Source organism: Salmonella sp. SAL04202 (assembly GCF_046550775.1).
Lineage (GTDB): Bacteria > Pseudomonadota > Gammaproteobacteria > Enterobacterales > Enterobacteriaceae > Salmonella > Salmonella enterica.
In genome coordinates this window covers 1,762,617-1,779,919 of record NZ_JBGDXK010000001.1, presented here as the reverse complement: position 1 = coordinate 1,779,919, position 17,303 = coordinate 1,762,617, and the positions used below count along the sequence as shown (strand labels likewise).

Here is a 17,303-nt window from a genome sequence, read left to right as displayed (position 1 = left end):
TGCCGCGTGACCGTAAAACAACACCAGAGTCTGCGATCTTTCGCGTACTGCACTCGACCAGTGCGTCGCTTTCGTCGCGCAAAGCGACAAAGTGACGCACAACCACTACACCGCGCCATGCCCCTGTTTTCGGGGTTCCGGCGTTCATTCCCGAATCTGACACGCCTTTTTGGGGCCGCTGTCAGCAAGAAAGAAGAGAAAAAGATCGATACCGAGGGGGGGCATGATGCCCCGGAGAATTTCTGCTCATGCAGGCAGCCTGTACCGCGTACAGTCTGAAACTCCCTATACCTCAACAAACTGCCACTCCGGCGTAAAGGTATCGTTCTGGCGCAGCCAAAAAGCATACGCCGGAGACTGTTTGTGTTCTCAAAATCATAGGAGAAGTGTATGGGCAAGTTAGGTGGTGAAATGAAGGCACTGGCAAAGCACTGTGGCGGTAGCCATAAAACGGTGAACGATCGCATTCATATCGTGCAGCGTTTCGATCACCACTTACGGGCTTTGAACGTCCATATCCAGCGGGTTGCGCAGATTAAGGTGCGCCACATTGAAAGCTATATTCATGAAAGGTTGGCGCAGGGGATCGGCAAACGCACGCTGCAAAATGAAATGGCCTCGCTGCGCGCTGTTCTGCAACAGGCCGGGCGTAAACAGGTGGCAGAGCATGAGTGGCTGACTAATAAATCGCTGGGTCTGGCTGGTGCATCGCGCAGCGGGACGCGACAGGCGATCACGCCTGAACATTATCATCATGTGCTGGAGACGGCCCGCATGAAAGATCCGGGACTGGCGGCGGCGCTGGAACTGGCGAGGCTGATGGGCTTACGTTCACAGGAAGCGGTGCAGAGCGTGCAATCGCTGAAACGTGGAAACAGGCCATTGAACGCAGCGATACGCGTTTAACCGTGGTGTTCGGCACCAAAGGCGGACAGCCCGCGAAACGGTGATTCTGGATACTATAGCTGTCAGAAAAGCGCTGGATAATGTGCTGGCTATTGCAGAAAGCCGTCATGGCCGACTGATCGACAAACCGGATCTGAAAAGCGCGATGGATTACTGGCACAACCAGGCGGCGCGTATTGGTCTGACTGGCGCATATTCTCCGCATTCCCTGCGTTATGCGTGGGCGCAGGATGCCATTAGTCACTATCTGGCGCAGGGGTTCAACAGGAAAGAAGCGCTGGCAATTGTGGCGATGGATCTGGGGCATGGGGACGGGCGTGCGCGGTATGTGGCGCAGGTGTATGGGCAAATTTGACAGTTGGCTAAGAGCGAGCATCGGACGGAGCAGGTTACCACAGTTCACAGTTAGTGAAAGACTGGGCGGAGGTGGTAAATATCAGGCTGCATTACCTTCCCCCTTACAGTCCAAACCTGAATCCGATAGAACGAATGTGGAAATTAATGAACGAACATGCCCGGAATAATCGCTACTTCAGCAGTACGCGAGAGTTCAGGGACACAATATCTGTCTTTTTTAACCAGACGCTGCCGGATATAGCGGACTCACTGACATCCCGAATTAAAGATCACTTTCAGGTGCTCACTCCCGCATCTTGAGGTTTATTGGGTATATAATCGTTAATAATCATCAGCGCGTTATTATCAAATTAAAAACAACGCGCTCGTAATACTTAAATTATTCTTACTGGTAACTGAAGCAAACTCTCTCCTGCCAGAATATGCTCCTCGCATCCTTTACATTAACTCTTTGTTTCTATAGCATGAAATAAGTTTCAGGGAGTTATTATTCATACAAGGAGAACATCTTGAAGAAAATATTCATAACAATGATAGTTTCATTATATTGCGCGAATATATGTGCAAAACAATCCCCCAGTACAGAATCCAAACCCGTTAATTTCATCGCCCAAATTGAAAATATCGATTTTAATAAAACCGCCATTAGCAGTGACCTGAAACTTTTACTCGCCGACCGTTATTATTTTAAAGATAAAACACCCTGTAATACTAATACCCTTTCTGCGCGCGCAGAATCAATGGGACTGACGACAGAAGAATATATTAATAAAATACGCAGTTTAAGACCGGCTATTCTCGATGACCGTTATTTTTACCTGACGGTCGATCAGTGCGATGCTGGCGGCACGCCCATGCTGACTGGAATCGAGCTATGTACCGAAGCGCTGTGCGGTGCCGAATACATGAAAAGATCGTCTGACTTGTGGCTGGATGATGAACTGCAACCGACGGTTAAACGTCAGGCAACAATAGTAGTCCATATGCCTCTCCCCTATGACAAAGAGAAAAAATTATGGAAAGTCACCGGCTGGTATCTGGAATCCTCAGAAGAAACAGGGGAGGTGATGCAGAGTAAACAGATAGCCTTTGAAGGCTATACCAACGAAGAAAACTTCGCTAACCGACAACGTGTTTCTGTATTTAAGTCTTTCTATGAAAGCGGCAATCTCAAAAGTATTTATCATTATAATGCGCAAAATAAGCGTGACGGAAAAGCTGAAACTTACTTTGATGAAAAAGACAAAATAGCGCAAACGCTGACGTTTAAAGATGGTCAACCCGAAGGGGAATACATCGTATACCATGAAAACGGAGCCGTTGAAAGTAAACGTTACTTTGCCCAAGGTAAAATTAAAGATGGCGAATGCCCACATTTTTATGATAACGGTGTTTTAAAACAAAAACACAGCTATTTAAATCAGAAACTGGAAGGCCCGGCATTTGAATATTTCCCTGATGGGAAAATAAAGGGGGAATATTCATACAGTAAAGGCACCATTGTCGGCACCAGTACGGAATATTATTCTACCGGTAAAATTCGTGGTGTTTACCACAGAAATAACCAAGGTGAAAACGACGGAACGTTCGAACAATACAGTGAAGAGGGCAAACTCCTTTCTAAAGCGACCTATAAAAATGGCAAACAGCTTTCTGCTCAGAGCTGGTATGGAAATGGGCATCCCAAAGAAGAATCCTCTTTTGATAGTGAAGGCCGTAAACATGGTGCGGTCAAAGAATGGTTCAGCAACGGAAAGCCTGCCTCATCCAAAATGTATAAACATGATGTGTTAGACGGGGATTCCGAAAAGTGGTACGAAAATGGTCACCGCGAATCAGTCTATCCCTATAAAAACGGTATGCTAAATGGGGACGCTAAGCACTGGAATGAACAGGGCAAACTCACCTATACCACCGAATATAAAGACGATAAAAAGCAGGGAGCCGATCGCCGCTGGAGCGAACGTACCGGTAAACTTGTTGAAGAGGTTATGTTTGCTAATGATGAAAGAAACGGCCTGAAAAGAGAGTTTAACGATCGTACGGGTAAGGTCTTAAGTACGCTGCCCTATGTCGATGGCGACAAGGAAGGTACAGAAGAAGCCTATGATGAAGACGGCATAAAATACATCCGTTGTTACCACAACGATGAAGAGCTTTCAGAGCTATATGCGCCGACTGACGTCACCAATAAGGCAAAGCAGGGTGACAGCACTGCGCAATATCATTTAGGTAAGTATGAGTTTGAATGCACAAACTACGATGCGGCGATGAAATGGTTAACTCAGTCCGCAGAGCAAAATCATCCCGGTGCGCTTCTCTTTTTGGCCTATGCGTACAACGACGGTGATGGCGTAGCGCAAGACAGCAAAAAATATCTCTCCTATTTATTCAAAGCGGCAGAGCTTGGCGAAAGTGATGCGCAGTTAGAAGTGGGATATTTAAATCTTATCGGCGAAGGAATGCCGAAAAACCTGCCGGAAGCCTATAAGTGGATTAAAAAATCCGCTGACCAGGGAAATGCTCAGGCGCACTATAACCTTGGACTCATGTACAGGAATGGTGATGGCGTTGAGAAAGACCTCAACAAAGCCAAACTTCATCTTACAGCGGCGGTAAAAGGCGGCGTCAAACCTGCACTGGCAGCCTTAAAGGAATTAACGCCTCAAACTAAGTAAATATGACTTTGCTGTAAAGAGGCTATTCAAACGGAACTGAAAGGATACACGTTGCTATGAAATTTAAATTCGCCACATTACTCACAGCCGCCACGGTTTTTTACTCTTATCAGAGCGTTGCACAAAGTCAGCAATCGCCTGATGTCTGGTCAGTTGTCGAACAGAAACTGCAAAATGCCGTCCCTTTAAATGAAAACACCACTTTTAAATCGCAGGCAGCCTGGTTTGAATTACACAGGGAACTGTTTATGTACGGCCCGATGAGCCGTGCGGATGCATTACTGAAAAAGCTGGACACACAATCGAATTATGCGAAGTTTTCGCTAAACCATGAGGCCTCGTGGATCGCTGAAAATAATAGCCCGGATGCCGCGATGGTTTTCCTGTCCAAAATTGGTCTCGATAAACCGTCGAGCATTACCGCCTACGAGAGCTACGTTGATGGCTGGGTTAATCGCAAACAGCCTGAAAAAGCCTTAGCCCTTCTTAGCAAAAATGCCGACGCGAGGAATTTTTATTTAGCCACGGTTTTAGAATTCTGGCACTCAGAGCCTGATAAAACCGCCGCTATTTATAATGAAAATTACGCTGATAAAATTGTTGTTCCTTATACTCAGCTAAAAATGCTGCTTATTATTGCGAAGCAGTACCATGCCAAGGGCGACACCGCAAAGGCGTTGGTTTACGCAGATAGCGCGCTGAAAATGTTTGATACGGCTATTGCTCAACAACCGAGTGCTGAAGCCTACCGTTATCAAGAGTATCTCGACCTGATGGAGATCTATTACGCCACGGGTAATAAAGAGAAGGCGATGGCGTTGTCTGCGAGATTGCGCAAAGCAACCGGCAATAAAGGAAGCTATTTCCAGTATTCATTACCGGGATTGCTCTCTTTTTATAAGAAAAACGAGCTGACACAGAATTATCAAGAGACGCTTTCAACCTATGTGACGCAGGTCGATAAAATATTCAATTTTGCCCCTTCACCGCGCATTGAAATGGAGCTGATTGATTTATTAAGCAAGCTTGATGATGTTGCGCTGATGAATAAGCGTATCGATTTGCTGATGAGCGCGCCGGAATATACCTGCTACGACGACAGGTATTGCTACGAGTACAAAATCAAAGCGCTGAAGAATCTCTTTCAGCATAAGCAGAATGCTGTGGCGGAAAAGCATATCGCAACCCTCTCCGCCGAGGCGCAAACCCTGACGTTCGCCGAATGGGAAGATGCAACAAATGAAATGGGTGAAGTACTCAAAGAAATTGGTCATCCTGAGGCAGCGCAAAAATTAGCCGTCAGCGCCGAGGCGATTTACCTCAGCCAGGCAAAAGCCTGGCCTGATGAAGATATGTCGCGTTCCTTTCAAAGACTTGCGGAGCTTTACAGCTATGGCAACGACACGGTGAATGCCAAACGGGTGTTACACCAGCACGTTCCCTCTCTCGAAGAGGAGGCGATGATCGACCACTACATGAATGCAAAACAGTGGAGTCAGGCAAGGGAATTGATGATTAACGCAGATAGGGTCGATAATAAAAACCTGATGCTGTTACGCCAGATTTGTTCTGAAAACACGCCCGAGTGTCAGGAACATATTACCTTTACGCTGAAAAAATTAACCACGCAGGCGTCGATTACCCGCCAGGACGACACCGGTAATCAGCAGCTTTATCAGATTGGGAATATTTTTCACAGATTGGGTATCATACCGGGAGCGGAACAGCAGGCGCTGATTCAGGCGTTGTATAACAAGGCCGCAGAGACTAAAAAAGCCACGCCTTAATCGATTTACCCGCCCGGCCACCTTTCTCACATGCGGGAAGGCGGCGGGCGGGAAAAATCAATCGCGGAAGTTTTTGAACTGGAACGGCTGGCCCAGATTGCCGCCGCGCATCAGCACCATCGCTGCCCGCCAAGCGCTGGCTCAGCTTAAAGGACGCGGCGTCGGCAGCACCGTCAGCTACTACGTCAACGGCCATATCGGTGTACCGCAGGAGCTGCTGGACAGGACGGCAACGTAGTGTGGAGTGCCATTTATCGCGCCTACGGCCATACAGAAATGCAGGCGGGTATCTGCCAGCCACTGCGTTTGCAGGGGCAGTATGCCGATGAAGAATCAGGGCTGCATTATAACCGCTACCGGTACTATAATCCGTTAGCGGGGAGGTATATCAGTCAGGATCCGATTTCGATTCGGTTTGAATACCTATAGTTATGTACATGATCCGCTGGGGTGGATGGATCCACTTGGATTGGATGGGTGTCCGGGAACAGAAGGCCCTAAAGCACAAGACCCAAAGAAAGATCATACATGATTATGTCCCCTAAGACCTCCGTGACGGTCACAATGGGTGTGATAATATCTTTCCAGTCAAACGGCATGGCCTGTATTTCCTGATACAACGATGAATTTCCTGGGAGATGGCATCCGAGGTTGCAAGACGGCTGCAGCCAGCGCCTGGCGGGCAGCGGACACACTATAGCTGGCACGGTGGCTGCGGTTAAGGCGGTAAATGCTGTTTTTACGGAGGGATTGGTCTGTCGTCCTCCTGGCACAGAGCCAACCGCCATATCTACCTACGGTCAGAACAACAATCACAAACGTGATATGTATCACATTTAAAAACAGCAATAACATTTGGGGCTTTATTGAGGGCCTCGTTTTAATATTTAAAACTAAATTAATTAAAATTCAAAGAGATATATTAGATATCGCATCCAGTCAGAGGAGCCAAATTTAGGGAAGCAGACGTTCACTGACGTCTGCTTTCTGCATTTATATCAACTGATTAACCCCTTCTTCAGGTTCACTCTCGTTTACTAAAAACCACTCGAAGCTATACCCTTTTGCTGGTAAAGCTGGTTCGATTTGCGTTTTACCAGCACGCGGAGGGAACCGTCATGTCACTGACTGATACCAAAGTAAAAAATGCCAGACCATCGGAAAAGGCCGTCAAGCTCGCTGACGGGTTTAGCCTCTATCGATTCAAAATACTGGCAGTCAGGCTATCGCTTCAATGGCAAACAGAAGGTGTTTTCTATTGGGGTTTACCCTGCGGTTTCTCTTGCTGATGCCAGACAACGCCGTGACGAGGTCAAAAGGCTGCTGGATCAGGGGATTGACCCGAACGCAAAAAACAGACTGATGAAAAAATCCTTCAGGAAAAGCGCGATAAAACCCGCACGTTCCGTGTCGTCGCCAAAAGCTGATGCACCATAATTCTGCCTATGATATTGACGGAAATCTTTTCGCCTGCACCAGAAATTTATCTGCCATTTCCGCTACCGGCGTCAGACTGCCTGTATCAACCATTTTCACAAAATATTTCACGTCTAAAGTTCATTCTACTCCCTGCCCTTAATCTCTACGGCGTTATGTCTCAGAATTATTTGCCAAGTGCCTGCCAGTTTTTCACGTTTCATCAGACGCTGGTACATAGCCATTGCGGTAAGGTCACAGCATTTGACTTGTGCAATTACAGACAAAGTTGCGCCATGCCGGAGCAAAGTAGGAATTAGATCAAAACTTCAACGCTTTGTTGTTTTTGTCAGCAAACAAACGCGCAACCTTATTTCCCCCTTTGACAAGCCGATCGCACATCGTTACTATGCGCCCCGTTCACACGATTCCTCTGTAGTTCAGTCGGTAGAACGGCGGACTGTTAATCCGTATGTCACTGGTTCGAGTCCAGTCAGAGGAGCCAGATTTTAGTTTCGGGACATCCTGGCGAGTCCGGAGACGTTTAAAAAACAAGAAATTATCTTTACCCGGTTGATCTGATAAGGTTTGCCGGGTTTTTTGACATCCATAGTTTTTGGGGCTTAATCGGGCCTCACGGTTCGTTGAGTAAATGGAGCCCCCTCCTATGGCATTAACCGATACCGCTATCCGCAAGATCAAACCCACCGAGAAATCCTTCAAGATCACCGACAGTTCAGGACCCAACCTGCTGCTCAAACCCAACGGCTCAAAACTCTGGTACATGAAGTACCGCGTTGATGGCAAAGAGAAGAAGCTAGCCTTCGTTACTATCTGGCGCAGGGGTTTAGCCAGTTCTGACAGTCGGCTAAGAACGGGATATAGCCATTCGCCCCCTAAGGCTTACACTTTGAAGTGATTCAGAAAATATCTGCATTTATCTATCATGATATGCAGGCTATCAGCTAAGCTACGATAACGTGTTCCTAAATAGTGTGGAATAGCAGATCGCTTTGAGGGAACTCAGCCCAGATTGTGCGATCTGATCAATCGCTAAACATCACCAGTCACCAGCCGGATTGAGCGATGACAATCATTACACCGATCGCCGAAGTCTGCTATGAACAATTGAGAATTACTCAGAGTTGTTCATCATCTGTATCCACACCACTAAATTATTAGTTGCGGTTTTTCCCACCCCAATCACACATTAAATCCAGAATTGGCATTAATGATTCCCCTCGTTTTGAAAGACTGTATTCAACTTTGGGCGGTATTTGAGGATACTCCACCCTATTGATTATTCCATCTTGTTCGAGTTCTTTCAGAGTATTACTCAGAGTTTTGAAAGAAATCGTACCGATGCGGCGTTTAAGCTCGTTGTATCGCATGACTGGTTTATTTTCATTTAACCAGTACATAACTATCATTTTATATTTCCCGCTAATTAAGGAAAGAGTATAACCAAAATCGGTTTCCTCCAGGTTGATACCAGTCTGTGAGCATGTCTCAGTCATCATTTACACTCTCCTTTTGGTAAGTATATAACCTAAATTTGCGTACTTCACAAACGACAGGGCCAATCATATACTCCTGAGTAACCCAATCGCAAGTCAGTCCTGAATGAGGAAATGATGAAAAAAACGCTTATAGTTGTCGCTCATCCAAATATTGAAAATTCAGTTGTTAATCAGTGTTGGATAAATGAGTTAAAAAATTATCCTGATCAGTTTACTGTCCATGAGCTTTATAAAGCATATCCTGACGGCAGGATCAATATCGAGACTGAGCAAAGACTGGTTGAGCAACATGAGTCGCTGGTTTTGCAGTTCCCAGTTTACTGGTTCAACTGCCCTCCCATGTTGAAACAATGGCTGGATGAAGTGTTTCTTTATGGATGGGCATACGGCTCTACAGGCGATAAGCTGAAGAATAAAAAAATAGCTTTGGCTGTAACTGCCGGTATTGAACTTGCAGACTATATGGCGAATGGCCGTTATAAATTTACCATGCAAGAAGTACTTCGCCCATTTGAAATTACGATTAAATATGTTGGTGCTGAATATGTTCCACACTTTGCCTTTTATGGTGCAGAATATAACCCTTCCAAAGAAGTGATTAAAGAAAACGCAGTAGACTATGTTAAGTACTTAACTAAATTAACTTACAGTGAGTTAGTAACAAGTAATTAATGTTAATTTGATAGCCCATTCTCATATATTTTCGCTTATGATGCAGTAAATAATATGGTTCTGCTTGCTGCATCAATTAGTGTCTTGATTGCCTTACTTGTAATTAAGCCAAAAGAACACAGTGAAATTTAACCGAACCATTACAAACCAACTCACAAATTTCGTATTGAGTTGGTTATCGTACTGATATTTTGGCTTTAGCACTCAGGTAATTACATAACCGATGTCCACTTTGACACAAAGCTGTCTGTTATGCCCACTTACGGCCAAAGAGTAATCTAAAACATGACAAATATCACATTTCAGAACAGTTATTGCGTTTGGAGCCTTATTGAGGGCTTCACTCCAATTTTAAAAATAAAATCTTCATAAATTCAATATGATAAATCAATATCAGTATCCAGTCAGAGGAGCCAAATTCCTGTTTTCAGGCTTACTTATAAATTCTTATTACCGCAGATTTCAATAAGTTAGCGTGAAAATACCTCCCGATGCGCATCTGGTTTTTCCTGCGCATCCGGCGAAACTTTGGGCCATTTCAGTTCGATAATGGCGTGACCATCCTGTGTCTCTAACCAACGCACAAATCCGCAGTATCAAGCCTTCTGATAACCCCTTTAAGCTGATCGATTCTCACGGTCGGTATCTGCTTGTTAATCCGGGCTTGTGGGTCAGGCGCTCAAAGAGCGTGAAGTGTGGCGCAATGTTTTCGCCTTCCGGCGCGTTTCCTGACGTAGACGCGATTATCGGCGACAGATCTCCGGCGATGGTGATGGTGATGAAGCTCGCGGCACAATAAGGCCTTAGCGGGATGCAAAATCGCCTCCCGCTAAGGCTTCATTCAGCCGCTTTTCATATCACATAAATACGCCTCTTCCACTCCTGTCCAACAGCAGGCGACAGCTCATTTCGTTAGCGAAACGGTGGCTCATTAAACGTGCGTAATTTACGTGAGTGCAAACGATCACCTTCTGCGCGTAGCAAATCAATAGCACGAATACCAATTTGCAAATGTTCTGAAATAGCCCCCTCATAAAACCGGTTTGCCTGCCCGGGCAGTTTAATTTCACCGTGTAAAGGTTTGTCAGAAACACAAAGCAGCGTGCCGTAAGGCACACGAAAGCGATAGCCCTGGGCTGCAATCGTCGCGCTCTCCATATCAATCGCAACCGCGCGGCTAAGGTTGAATCGCAGCGCCGATGCGGAATAACGAAGCTCCCAGTTACGGTCATCCGTGGTGACGACGGTTCCCGTGCGCAGTCGCTGTTTCACCTCTTCGCCGGGCATTCCGCTAACCGCTTTGGTAGCGTCGTACAGCGCACGCTGTACTTCCGCAATGCTTGGAATCGGAATATCAGGCGGCAGAACGGCATCCAGCACATGATCATCGCGTAAGTAGGCATGGGCCAGCACATAATCGCCAATCGCCTGACTTTCTCGTAACCCTCCACAGTGCCCAATCATAAGCCAGACGTCAGGCCGCAACACGGCCAAATGGTCGCAAATCGTTTTAGCATTTGAAGGGCCAACACCGATATTTACCAGCGTAATCCCCTGCCCATCTGCCGTTACCAGGTGCCAGGCGGGCATCTGATGTTTCTTCCAGGCCAGATCGGAAATAGCCTCTTCCGGCGCTTCCGTTTCTGCCGTGATCCAAATTCCGCCAGCACAGGAAAGCGCGATATAGGGGCTGTCAGGATCAAGAATTTGGCTGCATCCCCAGCGCACAAACTCATCGACATAGCGGGTGTAGTTGGTAAACAAAACGAAGGGCTGAAAATGTTCAACCGGCGTACCGGTATAGTGCCGTAACCGGGCCAACGAGAAGTCAACACGACGCGCGTCGAAGTGCGATAACGGATAGAATTCGCCGGGGTGGAACAGACCGTCTGCTGTCTCATCGCCAATCTGTGCCAGTTCTGTGGTAGGAAAATGGCGCGTTAGCCCGGCGCTCATAGAACGATCTAGCGTCAGAGCTGAGCCGTCGATCACGTAAGGATACGGGATCTCATGGTGCGAGGCCTCTACCGCAATATGCGCGCCATAATCATGGTAAACGAGGTTAAGCTGTTCCAGAAGATAAGCGCGAAATAGCGCAGGCCGCGTAACGGTAGTGGTATAACAGCCTGGATGAGTAAAGCGTCCAAAAGCGCGTGTTTTAGGCGGGTTCGGTGTCGTGCCATCCCAGCTTACAGACAGCGAAGGATAAACAAACAGTCCGTTAAGCCTGGCATGGGGATCGGGCAGCGTGCCGTTATCAACATAGTCAGCGATGGCTTCACGGAGCGCGTTAACCGACTGCTCGTACAGCTCCTCCAGGCGATCCAGCGCCTGCTCGGGCGTCAGGTTTGTGCCTTTATTTTCCATATTATTCTCCTTAGCGTTCACAGGTGAGGCACGTCATTCGATAGTATGACAGCAAAGGAGGAAACTAAAGGGGTTAGCGTAAGGGTGGCGGCACAGGTGACCATCAGTTCACCTGCCACATCCGCCTCTTCGTTAGCAGCAGCGGTGAAAGCGTCGCTGAAGATTTCCCATTTTGGCGCGGTATCAGAGGAGGCATTAACGCCCATATGATTAAAATGACATTCCCCAGGGCGGAGCCATCGGCAGCGGTAATCGTCAGTTTACTATCAAAGACGCAGTTGGAAATTTCACTGGTTTTAATATTGGTTTTTTAAGCTAGCGTAAACAGGATCAAGATAATTATAAATAAGGGGCTGTCAGGCACCATGTATCAGGCAGCAGTTTTCGCACTCCCTGCATGGTTTCAGGACGCTGGATGCAATCTGTTATTTTCTAATGCAGAAATTTTTATCGGTGGGTTTGATCCTACGGATAGCAGTATCAGTGAGTGCCATCGTGAAAGGCTATTTGTTTAACGAACCTGGAGGCACTCGGACGCCAAAATGACAGATATCAAAAAACCCGGCAAACCTTCTCAGGTCAACCGGGCAAAGATAACTTCTTGTTTTTTAAACGTCTCCGGACTCACCAGGATATCCCGAAACTAAAATCTGGCTCCTCTGACTGGATTCGATTTGTATTCTATTTGATTGAATCCAAATGTTTTTTATGGATAGGTTTGAAGTGAAGCCCTCAAAAGAGCCCCCTGAGGATATTATCAATTTAAAACATGATACAAATCAAATTATGAACGGTTTTTATAGTGCTTTATCAAAGGGGAGCCATTGGCTAAAACTCCCTAAAAAGTCACTATTTCTTGATAATCAACAAGTAATACTGTAGCCTTGCCTAATATTAACGATTTAAGTCTGTTCAAATTATATTTGTACGATGAAGGAGTCTGGAAGTTGTTGGTTGTGCTTCATGAATAGAGTCCTTTTCAATTGCTTTAATAAGTTAAGATGTATAAATATAAATTCTATCAATAAGTTAGGGAACGCGGCTTAGGAAATGGCAATTATATTGTCTTACGATAGTGAAAGAGTTCGCAACTTTTGCATAAAAGAGGTTATTGCTCGGCAACATTTCCCTCATAAAGTTGTTGACATGTTAAAAAAACGTCTTGCAGATCTGCGCGCCTTATCGCAATTAAGCGATTTATTGGCAGGAAATCCTAGAGAAAGTAGTTCTTTACCCCCTGGAGAGTATATAATTGACCTTTGTGATGGATTTTGCCTAATCTTTTGTTCATCCCATCCCAAAACACCTATACTACCTACAGGGAGTGTTGATTGGACAAATGTTAGTCGAATAAAAATTCTTGGGATCCGAAAATTATGATTACTTTTAAAGAAAATCAACCTACTTGGATTTCAGCTCCTAGCGAAACTATTTCTGACATTCTTTTTGAAAGAAATATTTCTCTAGATGAATTCAGGCTCCTTCTTGAAATATCCGAGAATAAACTGAAGCAATTAATGTCTGGAAAATTAGAAATTAATGAATTAATTGCAATAAAATTATCTAATATATTAGGAGCCTCTCAGTATTTTTGGCTGGAACGAGAGCGACAATATCGTGAGACGTTATTAATTCTTTCTGAAGACTTAAATGATTCTGAGGATTCTTGGCTAAAATATTTTCCTCTCAAAGATATGAAAGCTTCAGGTTGGATTCCCAAAACCATTTCTAAGTTTCAACAATATATTTATTGTTTGGATTATTTTAATGTTAAGAACCTTATCGAATGGCAATCTAAGTACCAAAATCAACATGCGGTTGTAGCATTTAAAAAATCTCAATGTTTTGACTCTGAGCAAGGTGCTATTGATGTTTGGTTAAGGCAAGGAGAAATACTATCAGAAAAAATATCTTGCCAAGATTGGAATAAAAAAGAATTTATAACAAAACTTGCACTAATAAGAAATTTAACACGAGAGAAATTACCTTCTATATTTATCCCTAAATTGCAAGAGATCTGCGCCTCATGCGGGGTCGCTGTGGTCATAGCTAAAGCTCCAAGTGGATGTAAAGCCAGTGGAGCAACTAAATTTATAACGAAGCAGAAGGCTATGATTATATTAAGCTTTCGCCATCTTTCAGACGATCATTTTTGGTTTTCGTTTTTTCATGAAGCGGCTCACTTAATTTTACATGATAACAATCTTATATTCATTGATGATGAATTTTCAGGATTTACTGATGATTTAGAATCAGAGGCTAATTCTTTTGCACAGCGAACGTTAATCCCTGACGAATATGAGTATGAGATGAAGAGCATGCGCTTGGATATACGGACTATTCTTCGATTCTCAAAGAAAATAGGTATTTCTTCTGGTATTGTTGTAGGACAATTGCAGAAAATGAAAATTGTTCCTTACAACCACTTTAATGATCTAAAGATTAGATTTAAGTGGTCGTAAGATTTTTAGCCCCGAAAGCGTATAAACCTTTCGGGGCTTTTTTGCCAGTTACATAAAGAGTCTTCCATAACTTGCATACCTACATTCAAATATGAGTCTAACTCACTAACCCAATTTTCAAGCAGTGTAGTAGAGTAAATATTTGATGTGCTTCCACCAAAAAGAAGATTTGCTCCCCTTCGTGGCCCAGTAGCTTCAGCCATATATGTTGAATCAGCTTCAATATCCATGATATTAAGTTTTTCTAGCATAGTTAAAAAATCGAATTTTGCTGTTCTACCGAATCGTAAAACATTATTCATTGATTTATATAATACTCTAAATCTTTGCTTTCTATCTGGATAAGTATTTTCATAATGTGAAATTAGTCCAACATGGTCCCCAAACGATTCCACCCAATTAATATAGCTCAAGATAATTGCACCATTCCAGTTATTTCTTGAGGGATTTAATGACTCGTATTTCCTGTGATTTCCAAATGCCCCATTTTGTGCAAATTCGGAATAATTATCTGAAAGCCATTGAATAAATGCATGTTTATTCTTTGTAACATTATCCTATGACCAAACATCATTGCTTCCCGGAATATCATATGTATATTTTACAAGATTCCATTTGTATTTAAGATGCTTACCATAATGGATGGATAAAAAAGTGAGCCAACATGCCTCATTTATTATTCCTTCCCTTGTCATTAGAGCTGCGGCCTTTATAGGATCAAACATTTCACTTTTGGGATTTATCCTACTAGGACCGATAGGTGTTGTACTCAATATTCTAACAAAGTTAATTCTCCTTTCACTTTCAATTATTTGACTAAGCAATGATTCCATGTAATCATCTGTCTTTATTCCTTTCAATTGCCTAATTGTATTACTAAACTCTATAAGCTGATTCTTTAAAAAATCTGCACGTATGCGGTCATTTCTATTCATGATTTATAGAACTCCAGTATAAATTGAATCTCTTTCTAATATTTTCTTTTACTAAATTAGATATTCCATAGCTGCTTTGTATATTATGATTAATACCATATACATATATATTACGTCCTATGTCTACTCCCGAAATTGTCCTAAGTTGTCCCGTATATTCATATCCTTTAATGTGATTGAGTGATTTTCTTTGTAAATTAAAAGAAATTTCCTCTTTTTCATTTAATGAAATATCAGATATTAGTTTCAAATGTTCGATAACTGTTTTCCCATTTAAGAACAGTAACTTTATCTCTGAGTTTTTTATAATAATACCTAGAGAAGAAGATATTCTTTTGAGTAAAATATCTTTTTCATGATTACTCAAATATGACCATTTTTTATGTGTTGCAAAAGGCACAAGGTCCAGATGACAAGAGTTGCTTTTATCTCCATAATAGCTAAATCCTGATCCCGAAATTAAATTATCTAATGGCTTAAACCATCGATCATATGGATTATTTTTAAAGTAATCATTACAAGACTCAGCAATTAAATTAAGTGACTTATTATCTATATTGCTCCATTTATTAAGAGATAAAGAGTTTAATGTATGAAATCTTCGCTGTTGACCATCAAGTTCTTTACCATTTAGATCCAAAAATTCATTATTGCTAGGATTTAAGCCCAATGTGGCTATCTTGGCCCTGGAAAGACTTCCAAATGCGGGTATTGGTGAAGCATAACTAATGATTCCAGATTGTCTTAGGTTCTCATCATCTAAATATTCTATAAGGGTTTTAATCGTAAAAATATAATCTTTATTGTCATAAGATGAAGTTTTTATAGATTTTGATATTTCTTCTTTTTTCTTTATATATGTCTTATAGATGTCATTGTGGATTCTATCAATTATATCCATTGTTGTGGTTGAATTTCTATTATTCCTTTTTTCTTTAAAATAAATGAGCATTAAAATGAGATCTTTCCAATAATTATCAATATTAACATTAATAATATTAATGTCGCTATATTCCTCAGTTCTGATTTTTTTCTCAAACTCCTTCACTATATTAAAATCATTAATAACATTTTCTTTTGGCATTATGGGCATTTCAATTACGTCTTGCCATCCCTCATTAATATAATCTCGAGCTTTATTTCTATGCTCGTCATACAGGTGTAAGCTTCCAACGAAGTGTTTATAATGACCAATATCGTACCCTAAAATACATGCTGCGTATTCTTGTATCATTGTAAACGCAAAAACATCATGCGGTAATCCAAGATAAGCATCGTTAGAACGCATATTAACAATTAATGAAAGCTTATTGTTTCGCAGAAAAAATTGGAGTGTACAAGTGCATGGTATATCTTTATGTCTTTCTTCTAAATCTTCGGCATCAAATATTTGTATTACCGCTTGTCTTGAGTCTTTTTTGTTATTTAGAATTTCAATTACTCGATTGAATTGATTATAATCACCAAATATCCTTGGACCATACCCACCATAAACAGTTTCGTTGTCATCTGAAAAATCATCATACTTAGGGATATAATAACGTATAAAGTTTAATTCATGTGTTCCAGACATGTACCATAATAATTCACCTAATGCACTAAATACCTTTCCTTTACCTTCGGTTCTGCTCAGCCTGGCTCTTGGGTTTTTAATTTCTAACAAAATTCCTGTTAGCTCTATTGCTTTTCCTTTTGTCGGGTTGATATTACTCTTCTTAGGTAATAATTTTTTATATATTTTGATTAAAATATCGTCTAAGGTATCTCCAGTTATAAACATTCTATAGCCTCAAACTATTATCGTTTTATAAAACAGTAACATACTATCTTTTTGTATTATAATCCACACATATTACTCTATAGTTTTCACATATCCCTCGTTTACCTATACTTTTGTACAGCTCTTTCATCTAACGCTCATGTTCATTACTAGATTACAGAACTATCGCTTTATGAGCGATCCTCTTTCTGCTGCATCTACATCCAGATAATGATAAGTTTTGGTATAGGATAATGAATATGTAAAATCATATAAATCAGATGAATTATTTCTGACATTCTAGACTGAATGTACTTACATCTCGTCACAATAAAATTCAAGGAAGTAGTACCAGATTCTGAATGTAGGATATTAGGCAATGTCAACTCCGGCCCCTTCAGCCATCTAATTTTTTCTGCGCGGGTGCTACCACCTTTGGTATTC

11 protein-coding genes, 1 tRNA gene and 4 pseudogenes are annotated in these 17,303 nt (G+C 42.6%); 12 read left to right on the top strand and 4 right to left on the bottom strand.

The window, feature by feature from the left end:
- Positions 1-390: 390 nt before the first annotated feature.
- The 9 genes and pseudogenes from ACLJQJ_RS08950 to ACLJQJ_RS08910 all read left to right on the top strand — a co-directional run bounded on the left by ACLJQJ_RS08950 (position 391) and on the right by ACLJQJ_RS08910 (position 8,063).
- Positions 391-1,261 (top strand): annotated as a pseudogene (locus ACLJQJ_RS08950) (integrase domain-containing protein).
- 23 nt (positions 1,262-1,284) lie between these two features.
- A pseudogene (locus ACLJQJ_RS08945) lies at positions 1,285-1,563 on the top strand (transposase); the annotation flags it as partial.
- Positions 1,564-2,246: 683 nt separating this feature from the next.
- Positions 2,247-3,941 (top strand): SEL1-like repeat protein, encoded by a 1,695-nt coding sequence (locus tag ACLJQJ_RS08940; RefSeq protein ID WP_077950938.1) that lies wholly within the window; start codon positions 2,247-2,249, stop codon positions 3,939-3,941.
- Positions 3,942-3,997: 56 nt separating this feature from the next.
- On the top strand, positions 3,998-5,728 hold the full coding sequence (locus tag ACLJQJ_RS08935; protein ID WP_063809709.1) for a hypothetical protein: 1,731 nt from the start codon (positions 3,998-4,000) through the stop codon (positions 5,726-5,728).
- 73 nt (positions 5,729-5,801) lie between these two features.
- Entirely contained in the window at positions 5,802-5,966 is a 165-nt protein-coding gene (locus tag ACLJQJ_RS08930; RefSeq protein WP_371061916.1) for a hypothetical protein, read from the top strand.
- 38 nt (positions 5,967-6,004) lie between these two features.
- Positions 6,005-6,157 carry an RHS repeat-associated core domain-containing protein gene (locus ACLJQJ_RS08925; RefSeq protein WP_313884510.1) on the top strand — a complete coding sequence of 51 codons (153 nt, stop codon included), beginning with the start codon at positions 6,005-6,007 and terminating at the stop codon, positions 6,155-6,157.
- 689 nt (positions 6,158-6,846) lie between these two features.
- Positions 6,847-7,152, top strand: a pseudogene (locus ACLJQJ_RS08920) (Arm DNA-binding domain-containing protein); the annotation flags it as partial.
- 421 nt (positions 7,153-7,573) lie between these two features.
- Positions 7,574-7,649: transfer RNA gene (locus tag ACLJQJ_RS08915), tRNA-Asn, on the top strand.
- Positions 7,650-7,811: 162 nt separating this feature from the next.
- Positions 7,812-8,063 (top strand): Arm DNA-binding domain-containing protein, encoded by a 252-nt coding sequence (locus ACLJQJ_RS08910; protein ID WP_077950937.1) that lies wholly within the window; start codon positions 7,812-7,814, stop codon positions 8,061-8,063.
- A 259-nt stretch (positions 8,064-8,322) separates the two neighbouring features.
- Here the strand turns inward: ACLJQJ_RS08910 and ACLJQJ_RS08905 are convergent, their stop codons facing one another.
- Positions 8,323-8,664 (bottom strand): winged helix-turn-helix transcriptional regulator, encoded by a 342-nt coding sequence (locus tag ACLJQJ_RS08905; protein WP_023226656.1) that lies wholly within the window; start codon positions 8,662-8,664, stop codon positions 8,323-8,325.
- Between the two features lie 114 nt (positions 8,665-8,778).
- Between ACLJQJ_RS08905 and ACLJQJ_RS08900 the strand changes: the two genes are divergently transcribed.
- The gene (locus tag ACLJQJ_RS08900; protein ID WP_063809694.1) at positions 8,779-9,336 is read left to right on the top strand and encodes an NAD(P)H-dependent oxidoreductase; all 558 of its coding nucleotides are present in this window, start codon (positions 8,779-8,781) and stop codon (positions 9,334-9,336) included.
- A gap of 565 nt (positions 9,337-9,901) precedes the next feature.
- Complete coding sequence (locus tag ACLJQJ_RS08895) at positions 9,902-10,135, top strand: DUF4102 domain-containing protein (RefSeq protein WP_161976012.1); 234 nt, start codon at positions 9,902-9,904, stop codon at positions 10,133-10,135.
- A gap of 113 nt (positions 10,136-10,248) precedes the next feature.
- On the opposite strand, the gene ACLJQJ_RS08890 is transcribed toward ACLJQJ_RS08895, so the two are convergent.
- Complete coding sequence (locus ACLJQJ_RS08890) at positions 10,249-11,703, bottom strand: AMP nucleosidase (protein ID WP_063809693.1); 1,455 nt, start codon at positions 11,701-11,703, stop codon at positions 10,249-10,251.
- Between the two features lie 1,376 nt (positions 11,704-13,079).
- Here ACLJQJ_RS08890 and ACLJQJ_RS08885 point away from each other — a divergent pair.
- Positions 13,080-14,165 (top strand): ImmA/IrrE family metallo-endopeptidase, encoded by a 1,086-nt coding sequence (locus tag ACLJQJ_RS08885; RefSeq protein ID WP_063809691.1) that lies wholly within the window; start codon positions 13,080-13,082, stop codon positions 14,163-14,165.
- Positions 14,166-14,170: 5 nt separating this feature from the next.
- Here the strand turns inward: ACLJQJ_RS08885 and ACLJQJ_RS08880 are convergent.
- Together ACLJQJ_RS08880 and ACLJQJ_RS08875 are read right to left on the bottom strand one after the other, a co-directional pair.
- A pseudogene (locus ACLJQJ_RS08880) lies at positions 14,171-14,998 on the bottom strand (hypothetical protein).
- A gap of 94 nt (positions 14,999-15,092) precedes the next feature.
- Complete coding sequence (locus ACLJQJ_RS08875) at positions 15,093-16,880, bottom strand: thymidylate synthase (protein ID WP_063809690.1); 1,788 nt, start codon at positions 16,878-16,880, stop codon at positions 15,093-15,095.
- Positions 16,881-17,303: the final 423 nt, after the last annotated feature.